Origin of the sequence: Vibrio sinaloensis, assembly GCF_000808535.1 — a bacterium.
GTDB classification, from domain to species: domain Bacteria; phylum Pseudomonadota; class Gammaproteobacteria; order Enterobacterales; family Vibrionaceae; genus Vibrio; species Vibrio sinaloensis_D.
This window is the reverse complement of the sequence record NZ_JWLV01000011.1, coordinates 1-22,799: the sequence shown is the minus strand read 5'-3', so window position 1 is coordinate 22,799 and position 22,799 is coordinate 1. Positions and strand designations below refer to the sequence as shown.

The window sequence follows — 22,799 nt, the reverse complement described above, 5'->3', positions numbered from 1 at the left end:
AGAACAACTAAAATAAAAACTGGAAGCCCAAAGTATTGCCAGCAGGTATTCACTGCTGGCTTTTTTGGTGTTTGGTAGGAGTAAAATGCCTATTGAGAAAGATTGGTTAGAACTTATCGACAAGCTTCTTTAGATGGCGCTTTGCCAATTCATGATTTCCACGGCTCATCCACTTAATACAATCAAACAGCTCCCAAGTCAGCCCTTCGTCACCGTTGGTATAGGCGGGAAAGTCCTCATGTTTTGGGGCGGGCGCATCCGTTACCCTCTGCTCGATGATGTCATTTTTGTCGAATAGCACTTTAAAAGGCTTTGAGATACAAAATGGTTCACTCACATCTAAGCAGTGGATTTCAGCACTGGTTAAGTCATTGAAAATGTATTTCTTAAAGTACGCATTGTGATTGTGAAAACCATCCAGTAGATAGAAGATTTCTTTATCACTCTCGAAAACGGAAAAGCATGAGTTTGCCGCTTTATGAAAGTCATTTTGAGTAAAGACTAGAATGTCAGCGTCCGAGACTCGATCGCCTTTCCCTGCAGCCAGCGAGCCTAGCAACACAGCGGCAACCACGTCATCTTCAGATATAAATGCCGCGCACGCTGATTGAACCAACTCATTTTGCAAAGGTAGCGACTCTAAGTTTCGCTTTTCTAAACTCACAACGTCCTCCATGTGTTCTGGCTAATTTTTGACGAGCTTTGTCATTGCCGTCTCTGAGACCGACTGACCATCGATTCTATATTGATCTTTGAACTCACCGACAATATCGAACCCAGCTTTAAGATACAGGTTCTTTGCGGGCGTGTTTGCTGACAAGACACAAAGGTCGAGCCAATCAATCCCTGATTGTTGTTGGCAATACTCGACAACGGTACCAATGAGCTTTTGACCCAAGCCTTGTTTACGACACGTCGCGTCTACCCCCATACCGAGTAACACTCTGTGGCAGCAGCTTGTATCCTCATGGTGGCGAAGATCAATATGACCTTTGATACTTCCGCACCTATCTTTCACTAGCCAAAGTTTTCGCCAACCCACCTCGCCAAGTTGATGGGAAAACCCTTGGACAAATTTATCTTTTGTTGAATCTGATACGTCTTTTTGTTTTCTGGATATTGGCTGGAAAAGCGGATTTTTTCCGTTGCCGTTTTCAGACAACTGATTTCCAAGGTAAATAAAGAACGAATCTAAATCCGATTTTTCTGCTGCTACGACTTCCATCTCATACTCTGCATTTTATTAAGACTGTTGCTTGGGCTTCTGGCGCTCAATTTTGCCGTCAAAGATCAAACTCGGAGTTGTACACTTTAAAGACATTGACCAAAGGCTCTTCCCAACCGAGGCACACTCGAAGCTGATCAACAATAGGTTTCACTTGGTGCTTTGCCACGTTGATTTCTACTTTTAGCAGAGGGTAGTTTTCTACTGTACCTTGACCACCAAACACCGGCTGTGAGCCATCAAGAGCACGGTGAGACCCCGTCATGGAGCCGATGGCCCAGCAGTGGTCATAGTTTCCAATTTTATCGACGCCTGACTCATGTAGAGTACTTAAAACCCGGTCTTGTTGCTCTGGCGTACAGAAGATTTCTAGTTTATACATCTGGTATTTAGACTCCAAAATAGCGGCTCCCGTTAACGAGCGGAGTGGCTATAGACTTTGCCTCAAATGGTTTGTCACAACGGTACTTAAAGGTATCGCCCAACTCTGAAAAACTCTGCTATCGCCAATCTGTCTGCATCAATACCCACAGGCGCTGACGATAATGGATACCAGTGCACGGTCTCGGCTTCTTGGGCTGAAATTTCTCCTGTCCAGCGGTCAACGACATAGTAATGGATTAATTGCAGCTCGCGTGTGGGATGATAAAGCGAACAAAGATGTTGGTAGGATTCAGGGCTCACATTCAACTCTTCGTCCATTTCACGGAACAAGGCTTGGCGTTGGCTTTCACCACCTTCCATATGACCGCCAGGAATGTTCACGATGCCTGCGTCTGTTTCTCTGATCTCGCTGCGTTTTTCGAGTAACACACGGTTATTGTCGATCAACATAAAAGATACGCATTCGTGCACTTTCATCAAATATCCCTATTAGTGTTAACGCCCAACAAAGTCGTCCATACTACACCGACCAAGCGGAGCATTCATCTTTAACCTCAACAGGGACGGAAAGTGGTAACAATCAGCGTTTTTTACGCCTTGTTTAAGCCACCTTTATGCTGGATTGCACGTGACCATCTTTTGACTGCTCGATGTTTTATCGAAACGACGATGACTTGAAACAAACTTACGATGTTTCTCAGCAATCCAAAGGATCAGCTCGTTTGAATCGAGTTTTTCAACCTGATTGGATTTGCTGCGCCCGAAACTAAACCCATTGGTACACAGTTCACTGGCTTTTTTATCGAATAGCTCAGTTAGTTTGTTTGAATCAGGTTTTACCTCTTCGGCATAGTAAACGGCGAGCAAAAGGTATGCCTCTGCAGATGGCAGACTCTTAGTATAAACATCCATTTTTACATCACTCGGCTTCTGAGATGCACAAGCACTCAGAAGAACAATAGACATAATGCTAAAATACCGTTTCATTTACCTCATACTCCTTGTGGTATAACGCTTATAGATAGGGTTAAAGATAGATTCCAGAGCTTCTAAGCTGTGACTTAAGATCCAATAATTTAATCTGAGTCACGAGTAAAATTAACGCATTGCTTAGCGCTGCGAAAACCAACAAACATACTGAAATCATGCCCAGAAATCCGCTGTTTGAAATCAAGATTAAAGAGGCACCAAGAGTAATAAGGCAACTTGAAATTGCCAACGCAGTTTCTCCACTTTCGAGCGAACAATAATCACCATTGGGATTATATCGAATTTTAATTTTCGAGCTCAAACCACCAAATTTGAGCTGGATTGAATGCCCACTTCGGGTGTGTTCAATTCTGTTCATCTTTAGTGTCTCTTCGACGCGATCTAACATGCTGTGGCCTAGGATTATTGAATTTGAAACGAGTCTAAATTCAACAAGTTAGTAAGCTAGTGTTCAGGCTCTATTTTTCGACCTAACTCTCGGAAACATAAGTACATATTAATAGGCACAATCAGCGACATCTGCAAAAACCTAAAAACAGACACATTAATGGTTGACTCTCCCCTATGCAGGAGAGTTTATCGTAGTACCTCATTCAACAGATATTGAGGATAAACACGATGAAAACAGCATTCATTAGCGGCGCAACGTCAGGGATTGGTCTAGAGTTCGCGAAACAACTCTCACAACAAGGCTACGCTCTACTTCTTCACGGCCGCAATCAAGAGGTTTTACAGCGTCTACAACAAGAACTGCCCAACGTACAACTCACCTTACAAGCCGACCTTAGCGACCCAGCACAATTGGAGTGCATGATTGACCAACTCGACCGCCTTAGTCACCACATTGATTTAGCGATCAACAACGCAGGCTTTGGCCTTCATGGTGAGCACTTGTCCCTCAACCAAGCGGACATCCAAGCCATGCTCCACCTCAACATCACAGCAACTACGCGGTTGAGTCACTACTTTGCAACGAGAATGGTTGAACAAAAGTCGGGACACATACTCAATGTGGCGTCGACAGCAGCCTATCAACCCCAACCCTACTTAGCCGCCTACGCTGCCAGTAAGGCCTATGTCGCCAGTTTCACTGAAGCCCTAAAAATGGAGCTTAAATCCTCGAATGTAGTGGTAACGTGCTTATCTCCCGGTCGGACGGACACGGGTTTCTTCAAGTTCGATGGCAGCACGGATCAGGCCTCAGATGAGGGGGTGTTTTCGAAAAAGCACAGAGCGAACCCAGAAGCGGTGGCGAAAATTGGGTTAAAAGCGCTCTTCGCTGAAAAGGGACGGGAAATCCCATTTTGGGACAACAAGCTGTATGTTTTTCTTAACCGCATATTAACTAGAAATAGTGTTCTTAATATGTACTTCAAGGCGATGAAAAGTGCCTAAGTCTAGGCCGAAGGCTCTAGCGACTCGAGCAAACAAGCGTTGTACTGGGCAACGCTTTGTTCTAGTTCAGTTAAACCAGCAAGTTTTAGGCTGATGGTTTTTTGCTGCGTTAATAAAAGCTCCCTTTTCTTGTTGATCTCACTGACCAACAAATCCATCGGCACAAGCCCTTTCTCTGTTTTAGCTTGCGCGATTGCTTTTAACTCACTCAAGCTAAAACCGAGACGTTTCGCAAGTTGGATCATGGCGAGAACGTCGATATAACTGGCGTCATAGACTCGATATTTGTCTTTTCTTAACGGCGTTTTAATCAAACCTATCTCTTCGTAATGACGTATCGCTTTGACACTCACACCTGTTTTTTTCGATAGCTCACCGATATACATATTTAATCCACTCTTAAAAACGATGGATTATTCTTAGTCGATACCACTGCTGTGCAAAGCGATATTTATAAAAAAGCAGAGACAAGCCAACAATTTAACATCTTGCTAGGCTACACCGCCGTGTCGCAGACACATTAGAACGCAAGTCGTTATGGGTGGGTTTGCTCTCAAGTGAAGCGAGAGATGAAATGAATAGGATATTGCACGCAACTGGATACAAAAATGCCTGCAGAGTTGCAGGCATTTATTCAACTATAAACGATACTCTTTGAGTTCACCTTTGTCAGTGATGGTGGCATTAGCGAGCTTGTTGCCATAGATATCTTTAAAACCTATATCGATGGAGTTGCTCGCGTGAACAATTTTCGTAATCAAGATTTCGCCTACATCATTGCTAAGAGTGAGGTAGTAATGCACATTGCGGCTGCAAGGAGTCACTTTTTCTTTAAAGGTTTTACTGATGTAGTACATGGACTCGCTATTTAGCTCTACGCCATGCTTTTTTACGATATCCACTAAGCTGCCAACGATAGTGCCGACTTTTTTCAATTCACCGGTTAAAATCATCATTGCCTCCAATCTATTCTAGAGCCCAATCGCCCATCCAAAACCAAGCATGAATGCACTTGAGCGCCGCGCTTGCTACTGCGATAAGAAATAGACAACTCTGAAATTGTGGCCACAGCAGCGAGAACATTCTGTTTATTCATATTTATATTGATAATTATGTTGTGTCCTCACCAAGCTATCTTGAGAGCATTTACCGAAAAAGTAATTTAAAGTTGCATTTTTACTCGGTATTTTCGAAGTGTTTACTCTAAATGATTAAATATCTTTAATTTTCAACCAGTAAGAAGGCCTCTTCTACTCCATTTATGGGGTAACCCCGTGAGCAAGCGAATTTAAATAACTCACTTACCATGATCTAAGTCAGACCTACAATTATTACTCTCATCGAAATAAAGTCTTTATATTCAATGATTAGAAGAAACAAGGCTAAGATTCGTTAAATCAAACTTGGGCTAGAAAGGTTATCGGAAAGAGGCAAAAAGTGCCGCTTAACAGACTTTGGTGAACTCAGCTGTTTAGGAAGCGGTTGAAATGGTACCACCCGCAATTTGAGGCGCGACGCATTGATGTGAATAGATTGAATAAGCCCCTCTGCCGCGTTAGTCGAAGCAGAGGGGCTATCTGTGTAATCTAGACTCAGTCATTTTAGAGGATTTGCTAGGCAACCTTAGTGGCGTTCGCTGGCTTGCTATCAAAAAATACACCGTGCAAGGCACAAATTGAGGATTGGTACTGGTTGTCATCAACAACAAACTGGACATTGACATTGCGCATTGATGAATGAACCGCGATCGGAGTAATGTCCCTGTCCATCAAAGCCAGTACGCCTTTTGCCAGTGCTTCATTCGTATCAAACTGCGAACCAATCGCAGAGATCAAGGCAACCATTCGGCCTTTGATGTTGGCCTGCGGGAATCGCTTCTCCGTCTTGTAGAGCACTTTATTTAACGCATCGGTACTGCCCGTTAAGTAGTAAGTCATGGAGTTGGCATTCATCTCTTTTCCGACTAACCGAACGCGAGTATCTGTGATGATTTCCATCAAGTCATAGCTGACATTGTCCACACACCCGACCATCGCTTGGTCAAACAAATGCAGCGCGAATACTTTCTCTTTCCCCGCGATGATCTCCACTTTATCCATCGTTGGACGAAATTCCCCCGAGATCAGGGTGCCAGGATGAAGAGGTTCGAACGTGTTTTTGATTTGTAACTCAATGCCGCTTTCTCTCAGCCCCGCTGCTGCGTTCGGATGAATGGCTTCCATACCAAGGTTGGCAAGTTGATCTGCAACGTCGTAGTTTGTTTCTCCCAGAGGAAGCACTTCCTCAGACCCAACCACACGAGGATCCGCCGAACTGAGGTGGTACTCTTTGTGAATGATGGCTAAGTCGGCACACGTTAGCGACGCAATTCGGCTAAATGTCATTTCACTGTAGCCACGGTCATAGGTCGACATCAGTCCTTCTTTACACGACGCGTATCCGGTCACGATCGGCAGTTCTTTGGTTGTGTCGATATCAGCAAAGGCTTTGAGAATGCATTCGTCCAAACTTGCTGGCACCTGAGTATCCCAACCGGATAAGTCGACAAATCGCGCATTGTAGCCCATGTTTTTCAGCTTTAGCGCTGTGTTGTAGGCACTGTGCGCTTCACCAATGGAAGAGAGAAATTCTCGAACCTGAGGAAGATAGTGACGAAGTGAAAACTGCCCATACTGGCAGGTCTCTAATATATTCGAAATACACACTTTCGCTTCTGAAATCCGAGAGCGAATAAACTTATCCGCTCGCATGCGGTTCATTGGATCCGCAAAAATATTCTCGTTGGCGAGTAACATTCGCTGCTCAACGTAATCTAGTGCCTGTTGCCAGCTGTCATCTCGCTTGGCAACCAATTGATAGACGCCGGGTTTACTGGTTTTTTTGCATTCGAGTAAGGCATCCGTAATACCTGCGTAAGCCGATACGACAAACACTCGGTTGTACATTTCCTCTTCGCTATCTTTGATCAAAATATTATCTAGAACAGCATCGAATGCGGTCATGGAAGTACCGCCGATTTTCTCTACGGTATAAATCATGTTAAAGCCTTTTGTTTGATTTTGAATTGGGTAGGTGGCTAGACGAACTCGCCTAGCCAGAGAACGTTTTTCTAATCGATAAGTGGGTACACACCATTTTCATCGTGCGTTTCTTTACCGGTGATTGGTGGGTTGAACACACATGCCATCACCATCTCTTTACCCTCATAGGCACGAAGATAGTGCTCATCATGCTTATCTAAAATATAGAGCGTTCCCGGTTTGATTGGATAAGTCTTACCACCCACCACTTCAATTTCGCCCTCACCACTCATGCAGTAAACAGACTCCAAGTGGTTTTGATAGTGAATGTGTGTCTCGGTGTTTTCAAAAATAGTGGTGATATGAAATGAAAAGCCCATGTTGTCATCTTTCAACAACATACGAACACTCTCCCACGTTTCAGACGCAACTCTGCGTTCACTGTCTCGACACTCATCTAATGTACGTACAATCATCTTGCTTCCCCTAGTTACGACGCTTTTTTAAATTGTTGTTCAACGACAGATTCAACCGCGTTTTTAAAGATATCTAGCCCTTGTTGCAGCTCAGATTCTGTGATGGTTAGCGGCGCAAAGAACTTCACTACTTCATCGTTGGGGCCCGCAGTTTCAATAACTAAGCCGTTATCGAAACAGTTCTTGACGATGTCGCTAGCCAACTCACCACTGCGACATTCAATCCCCATCATCATCCCGCGGCCTTTGCGAGTGACGAACATCTCTGGGTAACGGAGCAACGTAGACTCAATCACCTCCGAAACCAGCAGTGAACAGTTCGAAATATGCTCCTCGAACGGAGCACTGTCGGCCCAATACGCCTCAATCGCTTTAGTCGCCGTGACAAACGCATGGTTGTTGCCTCGGAAGGTGCCGTTGTGTTCTCCAGGATTCCAAATATCTAGCTCAGGTTTCATCAGAACAAGCGCCATCGGCGATCCATAACCGCCAATGGATTTCGATAGTGTCACCATATCCGGTTTGATGCCTGAAGATTCAAAACTAAAGAAGGTGCCAGTGCGCCCGCAGCCCGCTTGAATATCATCCACAATCAGTAAAATATCGTGCTTCGAACAAAGCTTGCTCAGTCTCTTTAACCACTCGTCAGAGGCGACATTCAAGCCACCTTCGCCTTGCACTGTTTCAACCAGTACGGCAGCAGGTTTGTCGATCCCCGCAGAATTGTCATTCAACATGGTTTCAAATAGTTTCAGCCCATCAATGTCGGCGTAACCCTCAAACGGAATGCGCGTTACATCGTTTAAACTTGTTCCTGCGCCTTGGCGATGGTGCTGGTTTCCTGTTGCGGCAAGGGCTCCCGCGGTGCACCCGTGAAAACCGTTAGTAAAGGCAACAATTGAGCTGCGACCTTTGGCTTTTCTCGCCAGTTTGAGCGCGGCTTCTACCGCATTGGTTCCGGTAGGGCCTGTAAACTGGACTTTATAGTTCAGATCTCGTGGCTGAAATACATGCTTGTACAGCGCTTTCAAGAAGTCCGCTTTCGCAGCAGAATGCATGTCTAACCCGTGCGTAATACCGTCAGACTCAATGTAGTTGAGCAACGCCTGTTTAAAAATCGGGTTGTTATGGCCGTAGTTAAGAGACCCAGCACCAGCAAGAAAGTCCAGGTACTTTTCACCTGATTCCGTCTCTAGCCAGCACCCTTTTGCTTTAGTGAATACGACTGGGAAGCTGTTGCAGTAAGAACGTACTTGTGATTCTTGTTTGTCAAAAATATCCATGATTAGACCGTTTATCTATCCTGTGGTTTGAGTGGGTTTTAGCGGGATACGATACAAATACTCCGTATCGTGCTTCCCTTTGAAGTGTGTTGTTTGGTCGAGAAATGTTGAAACACTGCCTTGCTGACCATTTTCTTTATCGATCTTTTTAAACAGCGCCCAAGAGGCACCATTTTCTTGCGTAATCGTGGTTTCAATGGCCGCTATATTTCGCAAAGCCTTTCTCGCGAACAGCGACTTAAGCATCTGATAAGCCAATCCTTTCCCGCGATGATTGGGAGAAACCGCCACCTGCCAAATAAATAGCGTAGTGGGATCGTCAGGCTTGAGGTATCCAGAAACAAAACCTGACACTTCACCATCACAACGGGCAAGCAAACAAGTTTGGCTAAAGTGCGTTGATTGCAAAAAATTGCAGTAGGAAGAATTGGTGTCGAGTGGTGGACACTGGGCGATCAAGTTAAAAATTTCGTCGCCATCCTCTGCGGTTGGCTCTTCAAATGAACCATGAGAATGGGCTTGCTCATCAATTTCAGGGTAAGCAACCCAAGGTGCTGATACGATCATAGGAATATGCATTTACTTCGAACTCTAAACAAACTTACTATTTATTATCACGCAGAAAATGCCCCAAAAGGCAAGTTTGACCTCAAAAAAGCCCAATTAATGTGATAAATGTCACACGAAAGACCAAACCAACCAAACTACCATTAATTCGACATCTAATATTTTGAGTAATAACTTTTAAAATCCAACCAAGTTAAACAGAACTAGAAATACGAACACTCGAATAAAATCTTATCTCTTACCAACAACCAAGAGACACTTAGAAAAACCTAAACTAAATCATTAAAAATAAACCATTTAAACAAGGTTAGATTCACAAGGTAGAGGTTTAATTGTGTACAAACCTTACTATTCTTCGATCAAAAACCTCTCCAATCCATTTGAAATAGATTTCTTTTTTATTTAGAGTACAAAGCAAAAATTAGGGTAAGTATCAGAAAAAGGACAATGACATGGCTCCCATACCGGACGATAAAGAGCTCTCTGGGGAGTTTGGAGAAGAGACCTAACGCGCAGGTTCTGCACTAGCCATTTTCGATAAGCGCCCCTTTGTAGTTTGCCCCAAACATACATAGACTTAAGCTACTCTACCTCCACGTTGTATTGACAAGCCAATGACCCGACTCTCTAGCACAGCTCTTGCAATAAGCCTGATTCTTTCTGCCAATGCTGCCTTTGCCCAAACTGCTGATATGCTGATCTCAAATGCAAAGATCTATCAGCATCCGGATGCCGACACCCTTGTGATTGCGCAAGGGAGCATTGTTCATATTGGTACCAAACATTCAGCCGCTGTCTATAAAACGTCGACCACTCACATGATTGATGCTGAGCAAGCGTTTTTGATGCCAGGGTTTATCGACAATCACAATCACGTATTTGAAGCCGCCTCTGAAGCTGGCGGACAGTGCGAGTTGAGCATGAGTGCCTCTTTGCAAGAGCAACGCCCTTATCTCGAAGCATGTAAAGCTCAGCACACTGGAGAGGGTTGGCTGATGGGCTACGGATTCTCATTAGAGGCGATTCTAGGTGAGCACAACCACGACACCCCACTAGACGTCATTGATTCTGTCTTCCCAAATCAACCTGTCATCCTGATGGAGCAAACCTCGCACTCTATGTGGGTTAATTCTGCGGCGCTTGCCGAAGCGGGTATCACGTCGTCAACGCCAGATCCACAGGGAGGAAGAATACTCAAAGATGAGTACAGCCAAAAACCAAACGGCATCTTATTAGATAACGCAGGCGATCAAGTGATGGAGATAGCGTGGAATGCGTTGGAAAATCAGTTTGAGCAAAGCTATCAGGGATTAATGAATGGCCTGGAAGAAGCGGCGTCTCACGGCATTACCACCATTGGGGACGGGCGTCTATATTGGAAACGAGGCTGGTTTGATGTCTGGAAACAAGCAGAAAAAGAACAAGATTTAACCGCCAGAGTCTCATTACGTCCATGGATATATCCGGCAGATCCTGTGAAACCGCAACTTGATTTCCTTAAACGAGTCCACTCTAACGATACCTCGCGTCGACTGCTGGTCAATCAGGTAAAAATGTACAGCGATGGCATCTTCATTAATGGCACCGCCAAGACTCTCGCGCCCTATTTAGACACTTACTTACCCAATGATCCGTACGGCATTAATTACATTCCACCAAAACAGATGAAAACGTGGCTCAATGAGCTAGATCGAATCGGATATGGCGCTCACATTCATGCCATTGGCGATGGGGCGATCCGCGAATCATTGGATGCCATCGCCAGCGTTCGCTCCCAATCCCCTCATCGCCTTTACACACTGACTCATGTAGAACTGGTCAACGCCAATGACAGATCCCGCTTTAAGACACTTGATGTAACCGCGGATTTTCAGGTGGGATCGGATTACGTCGCCTACCACGATCACCAATGGGCGCAGGCGTTTTTGGGGGCGACACGGGCACGAGCGCTAATGAACCTAAGAGCCCTGTTTAACGCAGGTGCTAACGTGACATTAAGCAGCGATTGGAACGTGCACGATATCAACCCTCTCGTTGGTATCGCCAATAGTGTAAAAATGGGAGAGACCGGGCTGCCATCCGTCGATGCGGCGATAAAGGCTTACACCATAAACGCAGCGAAAAGCTTGGGAATCAGTGATATCACTGGCTCCATCACAATCGGCAAATCCGCCGATTTGGTCCTAATCGATGATGACATCACACAATTAATGCCCAATGATATCTCGAAAGCCACCGTGTTAATGACCATGCTGCAAGGTGAGATTGTCTATAAGGCTCAGTAAACACTCGACTCTATGCCGCAATCTGAGCGAGTTGACTTTCAGATGGTGGACATAGAGTCATTATGATTAATGAAGAGTTGGTAAGTATCGCTGTACAAATGTCACGACATGAGGCACATACTTTTCGGTATCGAAAACTGGCGCACTATGACCAACCCCCTCTTCAATCCACAGCTGATTCTCGACGCCAAACGCGTCCAACTTAGCTTTTAGCTGCTCACTCTGTGCTAGAGGCACGCGCTTATCTAGTGTGCCGTGAAGCTGAATGAATGGTGGCGTTTTTTCATTAACGTACGTCGTCGTCGATGCCTGTTTCGCAATTTCTGGGATCACGCTAGGCGTATTACCCAGGAAACGAGATACCGAGGATTTGTCACTAACCGCTTTCCCTCCTTTGTAACCCAACGCCAGTAAATCCGTTGGTCCAAAGAAACTCACGACTGCGCTAACCTGATATCTCGGTTGGCGATAAAGCGAGAGGTTGTCTTGTGAGTTTGTCACACCAATCAAGCCCGCCAAATGCCCACCAGCCGAGCGCCCCATCATCACCACATTATCTGCAGCCACATTAAACAGCTCGGCGTGATCATGAAGGTAGTTTAGGGCATCGTTGATATCCACAATGGCAGCCGGAAAGGTCGCTTCTCCACTTAACCGGTAGTCGATAGACGCCAACGCATAACCTTTTTGCATCATAGAGCGTAAAAGTAATGGATTCTTTGTCGGAATCGCGTCTTTACTGCCTCGTTTCCAAGCGCCACCGTGAACCCAAACTAGCAGTGGATAGGGTTGCTCTGCCATTTGCTTCGGTTTGTACAGGTCGAGCATAAGCGTACGACCATCAAGAGTCTTATAGACAATGTCTTTGGTGACTTCGAACTCATCACTTGCATGGGTGCTACTCATACCCAGCAATGATATGGCGAAGAGCGCGACTGCTCGATTCCAGCGTTTTAACTTCGACATTAGAATGACGCCTCTGCTGCAATCCAGTAACGACGACCATCCTCAACATAGCCGTATTCATCGTAGGTTGTTTCTACATCAAAGACGTTATAGACGCCTGCCATTAGCTTAAGTTGTTGATGGACCTGCCAGTTTCCGCCGAAGTCGACATAGGTGATCGAGGGTGCAGAAACATTGCGCGAATCAACAGTAACAGGCTCCGACTCTTCACTGCGATAGGATGCACGTAACCAAGCATTGACGTCTTCGCGAACTACCCAATCTGAATTAATCGCTACAAGGTGTTTCGGCGCTTGCGCTAAAGGTTGCCCTTTGTCATCGCCAGACAACTTTTCACTGTAGGTATAGGTGTAAGTTGCTCCTAGACTAACCGTCTCAGTAATGGCTTTTTGAATCGAGCTTTCCGCACCATAAGTTTTCGCGTCTTCAATGTTTACATACGTAGAGTCACATGCGCGTCCAGAGCAGTTTGGATCCAGCTTCACCTTGTCAATTTTGTCTTTAAACTCATTGTAAAACACCGTCAAACTAGAGTTGAGCTCATTGATACCCGTGTAGTAGAGGCCCAACTCGGTGTTCACCGAAGACTCTGGTTTAAGGTCTGCGTTGCCGTAGATCTCGCATCGACCATTGCAACTCTCTTGCACCCACTCCTCTTCCATTTCCGTGAGACTCGGTGAGCGGTAGCCCGTTGACACTCCACCTTTCATTGTCCAGTCTGAACTCAAGCTCCAAACACCGTAAATACGTGGGCTCAAGTGAGAGTTGAATTGCTCATTGTCGTCATATCGTAAGCCGAGTGTCAGAGCAAAATCGTCGGCCAGATACCACTCATCTTCCGCAAAAAGAGACCACTGAGTATTATTGAAAACGAAATCGCCATTATCGAGCTCTTCACTCTGATACGCTGCACCAAACGATACGTAATGCATGCCTAACGCTTTCGACCATTGTGTATTTGCGTTGATATTGTGTACGGCTAAATCGCGTCCAACATTCTCCACCTTCTCGCTACTCACGTAAGACGAACCCGTGATGGATTCATAATTTGCGTCATGGGATAAGCCCAAAGATCGGCGGTTATTGGTCGTCTCGGAGCTCTTAGTGCGTGTTTTGCCTTCGGTATTAACACGCTCTTGATCGTGGTATGTGTAATCGAGGGTAATAGTATCAGTCTCTGTCGGCGTTAGATAAACAGACGCACGATAGTTTTCTAGCGTTTTTCCGCCATTAGCATAAAGAATCTCATCTTCAATTCGCTCTTGGTACATGCCTGAGATGGCCGCGCTGAGCAAACCATCGATCAGAGGCCCAGCCAAATAGACTTCACCTTGATAGAAATGACCAGACTCGTCATTTTCTTGTAACGTGGCTTCCGCACGAACACTGCCTGTCCAACTTGGGAAATCCTTGCGCGTAATGATATTTATGACGCCGCCTATCGCATCAGAGCCGTACAATGTCGACATTGGTCCGCGAACCACTTCTATACGCTCAATCGCATTTAATGGTGGCAGCCAATCTTGCTCAAAGCCACCACCACTGCTCACTTGTGTCTCTCGGCCAGATTGCTTGCGACCATCCACCAAAATAACTGTGTATTCAGACGGCATACCACGCAATGAAATCTCTTGACGCGATCCTCCTCCCGTAACAACAACACCTGGAATGTCCTTCATAGCATCGGTGAGATCTTTATATGAACGTGTTTCAAGTTGCGCTCGGTCAATGACATTGATCGATGCGGGAGCCTCGAGTGTCGACTGTTCATAGCCAGAGGCGGTAACCACAACGGTTTCCATAGTGGTTGTATCGTTATCTGATGGAGATTGTGCAGAAGAAGCAAAAGGGGTCACAGCCGTGAAACTCAGCGCAGCATAGACGACTGAATTCACGTTTAAAGGAGGATTCTTGAGCATGGTGATAGTTAACTTACTTGCAATTGATAATTGTTATCAATTAGATGTTAATTACCCCACAGTTTCAATCAATAACGTATTCACAATGTAAAATCTCGCTATGCAGGATCTGAAACGTTGTCAGAAAATTTGTACCCAGTTAGGCAGACAGCGCTTCTTCGTCAAACAATTCATTGATCAATTCACGCACCCAGACACATAGGATCATCATGAAAACGCTTGTGCCAGTATAGATAAACCTGTGAAAAATCCAGACGCAATGGCTCTGGCACCTCTCGCGTAATCAAACGTTCATCTTGGCACGCCGCTTCTGCGAACGGAGTGGGTAAATGGAAGATAATGTCTGTTTCCGCAGCAATGCTTGGCGCCGAAGTAAAGTTGGTAAGCTGCACTGGTGCCGACAAACGCTGCTTTTTGTTTGCAAGCCCAAGCTCAATGAACTTATGTTCGAAAGAGAGGGTTTTCTCTCCCTGTAATGAGATCTGCCCAAAATGGCAATTGCACAGTTTTTCCGCTGTCAGCTCTTGCTCTGCCAAAGGGTGATTGCGGCTCATCAATAGGCGAAAGTCTCTCTTAGCTATCGCCTTTCGATAGAGCGTATTTTCCGACGTAGGTGGCTGGTGAGAAGAAAGTGAAAAATGAACATCACCCGATACAAGATCCTCAAAATGACGCTTTGGTGTGGTATCAATACTGACGACAAGATTCGGCGCCCGTTCACGTATGGCCGCCACAAGCCTAGGCATAATCGTATTGATTTGTGGTTGAAGGCCGTAAAAACGAAGGGTTCCTTCCACTTTACTCGGCTCGAAAAAGTTAGTGTTAGAAAGTTTTTCTAAGCTAATGATTAACGAAGATATATCCTTTTTGATGACTTCCGCTTTGGAAGTCAACTCATAGCCAAAACTGCTCCGAACCAAGAGCTCATCATCGAAAAAGACCCGCATTTTTTGCAATGCTCGACTGACTGAAGATTGACTGGTATTCAACAACAACGCCGTGTTAGATACATGTTTTTCTTCGAGTAAGTATTTCAAAATATAGAGGGATGTAACATCGACTTGAGGGATTTGCATACGCTGCTCTTGCTTCCAAAATGGGGTCACTGCTTAGCCAAACACTCGGCTCACTATTCACTTTATCAATAAATAGTTTGCAGAGATAGCGCTGCTAATTCCGGCCACTTTGCAATGACTCGCTTTCCACATATGTAAAGTCTCACTTGTGATACGCAACAAAAAAGCCAGTATGACTAGCATACTGACTCTTGGAACTGCTTAAACATACGTTAAGCTGATTTGTGATTATATTGAGCTTTACTTACCACCAATGCTCAAACGTGCAAAGCGAACGTCTGGCGAGAAGAAAGTGCGGCTATCGTTAATTAGCTGAGTATCACCCACAGCCTCAACTTCTTGCAGCATCTTGTAGAAGTTACCCGCTACCGTGATCCCACGAACTGGTTGAACGCGCTCACCATCGCGACACAAGAAGCCACTCGCACCAAATGAGAAATCACCACTCACTGCATCCGCGCCAGAATGGACACCTTGAAGTTCTACTAACTCTAGGTACTCACCCGCTTTTACTTCTGACGCACTGCTGTTACCCGTCGCAATCACTTTGTGATTCGCTGATACGTCTAGGCTCGATTTTGCACCGCGAGCGGCACTTGCTGTCGAGACTGCGCCCAAGTAACTTGCGGTCTGGCTGTTGTGTAGCAAGGTTTTCAACTCACCATTAGCAATCATGACATTATCTTGAGTAGCGAAGCCTTCACTATCAAAACTCGCTATTGCCATACCATTTGGCATGTAAGCCGTATCAGTAAAGGTAATTAAATCACTCGCAACACGTTGACCAAGCTTGTCACCCAGTGGCGTAATGCCTTTCATCGCGCTTACGCCAGAGAAAGCACTGCCGAAAGCACCGAATAAACTTGCTAGCGCATTGATATGGAAAATAGCAGGGTAGTTACCTGTCGCAACCGGAGCGCCTTCCAGAAGATCACGAGCAAGGTTGTAGCCACCTTCTATACAGTAAGCTGGATTCAACTCATCAAAACGGCGACCAAGTGACATTCTCCCCGCCATTGACTGTTTGCCGTCTTTTTCAAACAAGGTATACGCGTAACAAGTGAACGAGCGCTCGAAGTGTTGACACAATGTGCCTTGAGTATTGGCAATGATCAGTTGTGTTTCGCCATCGCTGTAACCATTGTAAGGTGCGCTAGAAGCGTGAGGTAGAGCGACTACGCCTTGCTCAAGTGCGAGAGACAGCTCAATTTTTTCATCAACAGAAGTCGTATCTTCTTGTGAAATCTCAGCAACATCAGTCGCAATTTGGCTGTTCACGCAACTAATTGTCTGATGTTCGTCTTGCTTGGAAAAGCGAGCGCTTTGCAGTGCATTAGTCAGCATCAAGTCTAAGCTTGGTTGCTCTAACGACTCAGAATAGCTTGTCGCAACACGCGCATCTTTCACAACACGAACACCCAGAACTTGGCTTGAGCTTACTTTGTACTCATCCAGCTTTCCTTGGTTCGCTTTCAAAGAAAAGCTGCTGTTGCGGTTTACAATGACGTCCGCTTCTGCACCTTGGCGTTTTGCTTCTGATAGGACGTAATCAACCGCATTAAGAAGTTGTTGTTCTTGGCTCATTAGTTACCGCCTCCTACCAGAATGTTATCGACTTTCAGCGTTGGCTGACCGACTGTTGTTGGCACTGAACCACTTACGGAACCACACATGCCCGGCGCAAGTGCCATGTCTTTGCCGACCATGCTGATTTCTTTCAACACTTTTGGACCCGTGCTGATCAGCGTTGCTGTTTTCAGAGGCTTGGTGATTTTGCCATTTTCAATGAGGTAAGCTTCACGAACGGCAAAGTTGAACTCGCCCGTGCCCGGTTGAACCGAACCGCCGCCCATCTTCTTCGCAAAGATGCCTCGTTCGATACCTGCCAGCATGTCATCAAGTGAATGCTCGCCTTCTTCGATAAAGGTGTTACGCATACGCGAGGTTGGTGCGAACTTGTAGTTTTGACGACGACCAGATCCCGTTGGCTCGTAACCAGTCTTCATGCCACCCATTTTATCGACCATAAAGCTGGTTAACTTACCGTCTTTGATCAATTGAGTGCGCTGAGTCTTCATACCTTCGTCATCAACATGAATCGAGCCCCATTCGTTGGTCATGGTGCCATCATCGACCGCATTCACAGCGGTGTGAGCAATCATTTCGCCCATCTTGTCGTGGAAGACTGATGCTTTCTTCGCAACCGAAGTGGTTTCTAGTAAGTGACCACACGCTTCGTGGAAGATTACGCCGCCAAAACCATTACCAATCACTACTGGCATTTCACCCGATGGGCACGCATCCGCACCAAGTTTTACTAACGCTTGCTGCGCGATAGTTTGACCTAGCTCTTTCGCATCAAGCTGTTCACTGAACTCCCAACCAGCAAGAGCGCCAGGACCTTCCATACCAGAAGACTGCTCATTACCTTTTTGAGCAACGGTATTACCCGCAACTCGGATGTAGTGACGAGTATCGTCAACGTGTAGACCTTCAGAGTTGAAGATAGACACTTGTTGTTCACGCTGAAGCACGCTGCCGATGAACTGGCTGATATGTTCACTCTCTGCACGTGCGGCTTTATCAACTTGCAATAGGAAAGCGATTTTAGAATCTAGATTGGCGTCTTTGCTAAGTGGCATACGGCAATCATGTTGAATTGGGTAGCGATTCAGATTGAGAGAACCTGCTGACACGATTTGCTCACGCTTGTCTTTTGCTGCAAGCAGTGAGGTTACGCGTTTTAGTTCAGCTTCATCGGTGCTGTTGGTGTAACCGTAAAGCACTTTATGACCGAAGAAGAGACGAATACCGATACCAAAATCGATACCCGAGTTCACCTTGTCCACCACGCCAGATGCGATCTGGACGGTGTTGGTCTGATGGTGTTCAACGAATAGCTCAGCGAAATCAGCCCCTAAAAAGAGGGCATGATCGATCACCGCTTTCGCTGTTACAGAATTAAGCATGAAATCTCCTTGCTTGTTGAGCGTCCTAGCCACCGCTTTTTTAAACAATGTGGTGTGAGATTGATGATACAGTCCACATCTTCGACACGGGGTGGCAATGCAGGCGATTTTACCATTTTTTAACGTCTTCGACTCGATGATAAATTGTATGAAACAGTGACCAACAATCCATCCACCAAAGAAATAGCAATAGATTCACTCAACAGTGTCACCGTGGACGTTTTTGCTTGTCTCCTATTGGGGCATCGGCAGTTGTGTCTCAAGCCATTCAATAAACGCCGCATTCTTTGGTCTGTGTTGCTGCCCGTTTAGACAGATCAAATCGTAACCTCGCTCTGCATTTACACGCTCAAAAGGGGCGATGAGTTCACCGTTTTCTAGGCTGCTTTTCACTAAAGATTCACGGGCAATCCCCAACCCCATTCCGTTCTTAGCCGCTGTCATTGCCATATCGGCGTGATTAAACAAGTAAGTTCTGTCCATCACGTTAAGTGTGTTGAGTAGCGGGTTAGATTGTTTGTCCAGCCACATCGCCCATTCTTGATTGGGTTCACTCGCTTCTAGTGATTCAGAACAATGAATAAAAGTCACGCCGGCCAACTGCTCAAGCAATGGCGCTGACTCAGTAAAATGGTCGTTAAAGTATTTGGGGCTACAAACCGGCAACAGCACTTCATCAAATAAACGCTGATGGTAGAAACCGGGATGTTCGCTATCGCTGTAGTAAATCGCGATATCGACGGGCTCATGCTGAAAGTCCAAACGGCTCGCTTTCACCCTCAGTTTAATATTGAGATACGGATACAAACGTTGGAAATCTGGCAACCTTGGCAAAAGCCAACTCTGAGCGAACGTCGGCGCTGCTCCAATATATAACTCACCGCGCAGTTCATTGAACTTGATGTCTTCGAGCTCCGAGAAAATCACCTCGAACGATTGGTTTAACGCATGGAGTAATCGCTCACCCTCTTTGGTCAGTTCTAGCCGTCTCGTCATGCGCACAAACAAACTGAAGCCCAGTTGCTCTTCTAACGATTTGATTCGCTGGCTCACCGCCCCTTGGGTAATGAAAAGCTCTTCCGCTGCTTTGGTAAAGCTAAGAAACTTACCTGCAATCGCAAACGTGTACATATTGGAGAGCATCTGCTGCTTTCTGTCCATCATTCGACCTTCCATAAATTAGCTGTACTAATCCATAGCAAGATTTGTTTGGTTTGTGAAGCCAATAAAGATGCTTTTTAATCAAACTGTCTTATCCATAACGAGAACATCACGATGAAAAAGAATCTTAAAATTACCATCATTGGCGCAGGCTCTAGCTACACTCCAGAGCTGATCGAAGGTTTGATCAAACGCAATCATGAACTGCCAATTGGCGAGTTGTGGTTGGTTGATATTGAAGATGGTGCAGAGAAAGTCAGCATCATTGGCGATTTAACACGTCGTATGTTGGCTAAAAACGACATGTCGCATATTGATGTGCACGTCACCTTGGATCGCAAACCTGCTTTGAAAGACGCAGACTTTGTCTGTTCTCAATTTCGCGCTGGCTGCTTGGAAGGTCGAATCCGTGATGAACGTATCTCACTGAAGTACGGCATGATCGGTCAAGAGACCAATGGCTTAGGCGGCTTTGCCAATGCCTGTCGCACCATTCCTATCGCGCTGGAAATCTGTAAAGAGATGGAAGTGTTATGTCCAGATGCTTGGTTGCTAAACTTTACCAACCCATCAGGCATGGTGACAGAAGCGATTCTCAAACACACCAAAGTGAAAGCAGTCGGTTTATGTAACGTGCCAGTGATCATGCAAAAAGGCATCGCCCAAATGCTCGGTGCTAACGAGCAAGAGTTCGTATTGCAAGTTGCGGGTTTGAACCACTTCATCTGGGCACGCCAGATCCTGCACGAAGGTCGCGACAAACTGCAAGAAGTGGTCGAAGAGATCCTATCTGGCAACGATCCTTTAGTACCGCAAAACATTCCTCCATTCGTCTGGCCACAAGAGTTGCTGCGTAATATGGGGATGATCCCTTGTGCTTACCTACGCTATTACTACACCAGCGAAGACATCATGACCCAAGAGATTGAAGAAGCGAATGGCGAAGGCACACGCGGTGAAGTGGTCAAAGCCATGGAGAAACGACTGTTCGATATCTACCGCAATCCAGAGCTCAGCGAGAAACCAAAAGAGCTCGAAAAGCGTGGTGGTCAATACTATTCCGAAGCGGCCTGCGAGCTGATGAGCTCTATCTACAACGATAAACGCACCATCATGCACGTAAACACCCGTAACAACGGTGCCGTTGCAGGTTTACCTGACGATTGCGCGGTAGAAGTCAGCTGCATGATCACAAAATCGGGACCTGTGGCTTTAAACGTCGCGCCATTCCCAAGTGACACACTACGCTTGATTCAATTGATGAAAGACTTTGAATCACTCACGGTAGAAGCGGCTGTCACAGGCGATCGCAATGCCGCGCATCGAGCATTGATTTTGAACCCGCTCGTGACCACTGGGACGATTCTAGAAAAGGCTCTAGAAGAGACAATTGAAGCCAACCTCGACTACATGCCACAGTTCCGTTAATCCTAACGAAAAAGGGATGGTGGATGCCATCCCTTTACAAGACTCACGCTTAAACCGGCTGGCTCAGCATAAACACCACCACTAACGCGAGGCTGCTGCCCATACAGCGGTTTACCCAGACCACCTTTTGTGGTGACTGTATAAAGCGGTTCAATACGGTGCCAAAGTACGCCCACGCAAACATCCCCAACACACCCGTTCCCACCATCACGCTAATAATGATCACCACCTGAGTCAGGTAATCATTGTTTGGCGAGATAAATTGAGCGAACACCGTCAGCGAGGCAACCCAACTTTTCGGATTAAGAATTTGCACCCAAACGCCAGATAAAAAACCGGACTTTCTCGCATTCGAATCATTGTCGACTTCCATTGTGGCAATCGACCATGCGAGATACAAAAGGTACGCCGCACCAATCCACTTTAACGCCGTGTACAAATCTGGGTAAAGGGTAAACAAACTGACAAGCCCCACACTTGCTCCAACCAACATGATGATCACCCCGACTGCGTTGCCCAATACAAACGGCACAGTCGCAGAAAACCCATATCGGCTCGAAATACCTAACAGCGCGACGTTACCAGCTCCCGGCGTTAAAGAAATAGAAACAGCAAACAACAAAAATGCCGCCAACAATTGAGCACTCATGCACTCTCTCCCAAAAACTAATCAACGAATATGGCAACAGTCTAACGATTTGGGTAGAAATAAAATTGCTATCTGCGCTACGATAAAAGCCAATTTGAGCAGACTATTTCCAAAACAATTATGAAAAAGAAAGAATCCACCAACTTTGAGTTAGATAGTACTGATTTCGCCATTCTCGACCATATTCAGAAAGATGGCCGCATGAGTAATTCCAAACTCGCCGAGACGGTTAACCTAAGTGAAACACCCTGCTGGCGACGCTGGAAAAAGATGGAAGAGGAAGGCTACATTGAGGGTTACGCCGCAAAGCTGAACCGTAAAAAGCTCGGCTTCCAAGTCTCTGGTTTTACGCTAGTAACCCTTGGCAGCCATGAAGTAGAAAACACCGAGCCTTTTGAAGACTTTGTCGCCGATGCAAACTGGATTCTCATGTGTCATTGTATCGCGGGCGGTGCTGACTACATTGTCCAAGTCGTCGCGCATGATCTCGACGAATATTTTGAACGCATAAGCTCGATGAGACGGGTAAAAGGCGTCAGCGCGATTCAATCCAACGTCTCCGTCAAAGAGATAAAAAGCACCTTTCAATTGCCATTGGAGTAGTCTAGGAAGGGCACTAAATCCATTAGCCATTGGCTAAAGAATCAAAGATGCAAAGAGAGCAAGATTAAGGGAGATATTCTGCAAAACATGATAAGAAGGTTCATAAGATATCGTCACTTGCAGTCATCTCCTGTAGGCTCTGTACCCTCAATTCCAGTTCCATCTAACGCTTTACTGTAGTATGCATAATGCTGGCGTCTTAGCTTTGTATTTAAAGTAAATGCAAAGACCATGTCCTGAGCGTCACTAGCATCATCCCAATCAAGATTCAGTTGCACCATGCAGTGAATAACCGGTTCAAACGTCATCACGTGTGCATGTGCAATCTCCGTATCTATTTCCGTTCCCTCTGAGTAGTCGTAGTCAAATACCGTTTGTATATGCCTTGCACTTTGCCGATAGA

The 22,799-nt window shown here is 45.8% G+C and carries 22 protein-coding genes and 1 pseudogene; 4 read left to right on the top strand and 19 right to left on the bottom strand.

Features of this window, described 5'->3' with window-relative positions:
* Window positions 1–106 precede the first annotated feature (106 nt).
* The 5 genes from RJ47_RS08685 to RJ47_RS08665 form a co-directional block, all read right to left on the bottom strand.
* Complete coding sequence (locus RJ47_RS08685) at window positions 107–676, bottom strand: nucleotidyltransferase domain-containing protein (RefSeq protein ID WP_419831531.1); 570 nt, start codon at window positions 674–676, stop codon at window positions 107–109.
* Window positions 677–685: 9 nt separating this feature from the next.
* Window positions 686–1,225, bottom strand: coding sequence for a GNAT family N-acetyltransferase (locus RJ47_RS08680; protein WP_039483296.1), 540 nt, complete (start codon window positions 1,223–1,225; stop codon window positions 686–688).
* A 58-nt stretch (window positions 1,226–1,283) separates the two neighbouring features.
* A complete protein-coding gene (locus tag RJ47_RS08675; protein WP_039483293.1) occupies window positions 1,284–1,607 on the bottom strand; it encodes a hypothetical protein in 324 nt (107 codons plus the stop codon).
* 86 nt (window positions 1,608–1,693) lie between these two features.
* On the bottom strand, window positions 1,694–2,086 hold the full coding sequence (locus RJ47_RS08670) for an NUDIX hydrolase (protein WP_039483291.1): 393 nt from the start codon (window positions 2,084–2,086) through the stop codon (window positions 1,694–1,696).
* Between the two features lie 135 nt (window positions 2,087–2,221).
* Entirely contained in the window at window positions 2,222–2,596 is a 375-nt protein-coding gene (locus RJ47_RS08665) for a hypothetical protein (RefSeq protein ID WP_039483288.1), read from the bottom strand.
* Window positions 2,597–3,217: 621 nt separating this feature from the next.
* On the opposite strand from RJ47_RS08665, the gene RJ47_RS08655 reads away from it, so the two are divergent.
* Window positions 3,218–3,994 (top strand): SDR family NAD(P)-dependent oxidoreductase, encoded by a 777-nt coding sequence (locus RJ47_RS08655; RefSeq protein ID WP_039483281.1) that lies wholly within the window; start codon window positions 3,218–3,220, stop codon window positions 3,992–3,994.
* A gap of 2 nt (window positions 3,995–3,996) precedes the next feature.
* Here the strand turns inward: RJ47_RS08655 and RJ47_RS08650 are convergent, their stop codons facing one another.
* The 6 genes from RJ47_RS08650 to ectA form a co-directional block, all read right to left on the bottom strand.
* On the bottom strand, window positions 3,997–4,380 hold the full coding sequence (locus tag RJ47_RS08650) for a MerR family transcriptional regulator (protein WP_039483280.1): 384 nt from the start codon (window positions 4,378–4,380) through the stop codon (window positions 3,997–3,999).
* 252 nt (window positions 4,381–4,632) lie between these two features.
* Entirely contained in the window at window positions 4,633–4,950 is a 318-nt protein-coding gene (locus tag RJ47_RS08645; protein ID WP_231565942.1) for a hypothetical protein, read from the bottom strand.
* A 657-nt stretch (window positions 4,951–5,607) separates the two neighbouring features.
* A complete protein-coding gene (locus tag RJ47_RS08640) occupies window positions 5,608–7,032 on the bottom strand; it encodes an aspartate kinase (RefSeq protein ID WP_039483278.1) in 1,425 nt (474 codons plus the stop codon).
* A 71-nt stretch (window positions 7,033–7,103) separates the two neighbouring features.
* A complete protein-coding gene (locus RJ47_RS08635; RefSeq protein WP_005469282.1) occupies window positions 7,104–7,490 on the bottom strand; it encodes an ectoine synthase in 387 nt (128 codons plus the stop codon).
* A 14-nt stretch (window positions 7,491–7,504) separates the two neighbouring features.
* Entirely contained in the window at window positions 7,505–8,773 is a 1,269-nt protein-coding gene (gene ectB / locus RJ47_RS08630) for a diaminobutyrate--2-oxoglutarate transaminase (protein WP_039483274.1), read from the bottom strand.
* Between the two features lie 15 nt (window positions 8,774–8,788).
* On the bottom strand, window positions 8,789–9,352 hold the full coding sequence (gene ectA / locus RJ47_RS08625) for a diaminobutyrate acetyltransferase (protein WP_005469244.1): 564 nt from the start codon (window positions 9,350–9,352) through the stop codon (window positions 8,789–8,791).
* Between the two features lie 602 nt (window positions 9,353–9,954).
* Between ectA and RJ47_RS08620 the strand changes: the two genes are divergently transcribed.
* A complete protein-coding gene (locus tag RJ47_RS08620; protein ID WP_039483270.1) occupies window positions 9,955–11,625 on the top strand; it encodes an amidohydrolase in 1,671 nt (556 codons plus the stop codon).
* 66 nt (window positions 11,626–11,691) lie between these two features.
* On the opposite strand, the gene RJ47_RS08615 is transcribed toward RJ47_RS08620, so the two are convergent.
* The 6 genes and pseudogenes from RJ47_RS08615 to RJ47_RS08590 form a co-directional block, all read right to left on the bottom strand.
* Window positions 11,692–12,591 (bottom strand): alpha/beta hydrolase, encoded by a 900-nt coding sequence (locus RJ47_RS08615; RefSeq protein WP_052237932.1) that lies wholly within the window; start codon window positions 12,589–12,591, stop codon window positions 11,692–11,694.
* On the bottom strand, window positions 12,591–14,510 hold the full coding sequence (locus RJ47_RS08610; RefSeq protein WP_039483267.1) for a TonB-dependent receptor domain-containing protein: 1,920 nt from the start codon (window positions 14,508–14,510) through the stop codon (window positions 12,591–12,593). The genes RJ47_RS08615 and RJ47_RS08610 overlap by 1 nt, the downstream gene beginning before the upstream one ends.
* A gap of 139 nt (window positions 14,511–14,649) precedes the next feature.
* Window positions 14,650–15,586: pseudogene (locus RJ47_RS08605) on the bottom strand (LysR family transcriptional regulator).
* A 240-nt stretch (window positions 15,587–15,826) separates the two neighbouring features.
* Complete coding sequence (locus tag RJ47_RS08600) at window positions 15,827–17,170, bottom strand: TldD/PmbA family protein (protein ID WP_039483265.1); 1,344 nt, start codon at window positions 17,168–17,170, stop codon at window positions 15,827–15,829.
* Complete coding sequence (locus tag RJ47_RS08595) at window positions 17,170–18,555, bottom strand: TldD/PmbA family protein (protein WP_039483262.1); 1,386 nt, start codon at window positions 18,553–18,555, stop codon at window positions 17,170–17,172. Before RJ47_RS08595 ends, RJ47_RS08600 begins: the two co-directional genes overlap by 1 nt.
* A gap of 234 nt (window positions 18,556–18,789) precedes the next feature.
* A complete protein-coding gene (locus RJ47_RS08590; protein WP_039483311.1) occupies window positions 18,790–19,716 on the bottom strand; it encodes a LysR substrate-binding domain-containing protein in 927 nt (308 codons plus the stop codon).
* Window positions 19,717–19,830: 114 nt separating this feature from the next.
* Between RJ47_RS08590 and RJ47_RS08585 the strand changes: the two genes are divergently transcribed.
* A complete protein-coding gene (locus RJ47_RS08585) occupies window positions 19,831–21,144 on the top strand; it encodes a 6-phospho-beta-glucosidase (RefSeq protein ID WP_039483260.1) in 1,314 nt (437 codons plus the stop codon).
* Between the two features lie 49 nt (window positions 21,145–21,193).
* Here RJ47_RS08585 and RJ47_RS08580 read toward each other — a convergent pair whose 3' ends face one another.
* The gene (locus tag RJ47_RS08580; protein ID WP_039483257.1) at window positions 21,194–21,793 is read right to left on the bottom strand and encodes a LysE family translocator; all 600 of its coding nucleotides are present in this window, start codon (window positions 21,791–21,793) and stop codon (window positions 21,194–21,196) included.
* Window positions 21,794–21,913: 120 nt separating this feature from the next.
* Between RJ47_RS08580 and RJ47_RS08575 the strand changes: the two genes are divergently transcribed.
* Window positions 21,914–22,396 (top strand): Lrp/AsnC family transcriptional regulator, encoded by a 483-nt coding sequence (locus RJ47_RS08575; RefSeq protein WP_005469058.1) that lies wholly within the window; start codon window positions 21,914–21,916, stop codon window positions 22,394–22,396.
* A 113-nt stretch (window positions 22,397–22,509) separates the two neighbouring features.
* Here RJ47_RS08575 and RJ47_RS21540 read toward each other — a convergent pair.
* Window positions 22,510–22,799: hypothetical protein (locus tag RJ47_RS21540; RefSeq protein WP_039483254.1), on the bottom strand; the 290-nt coding region annotated here is incomplete at its 5' end.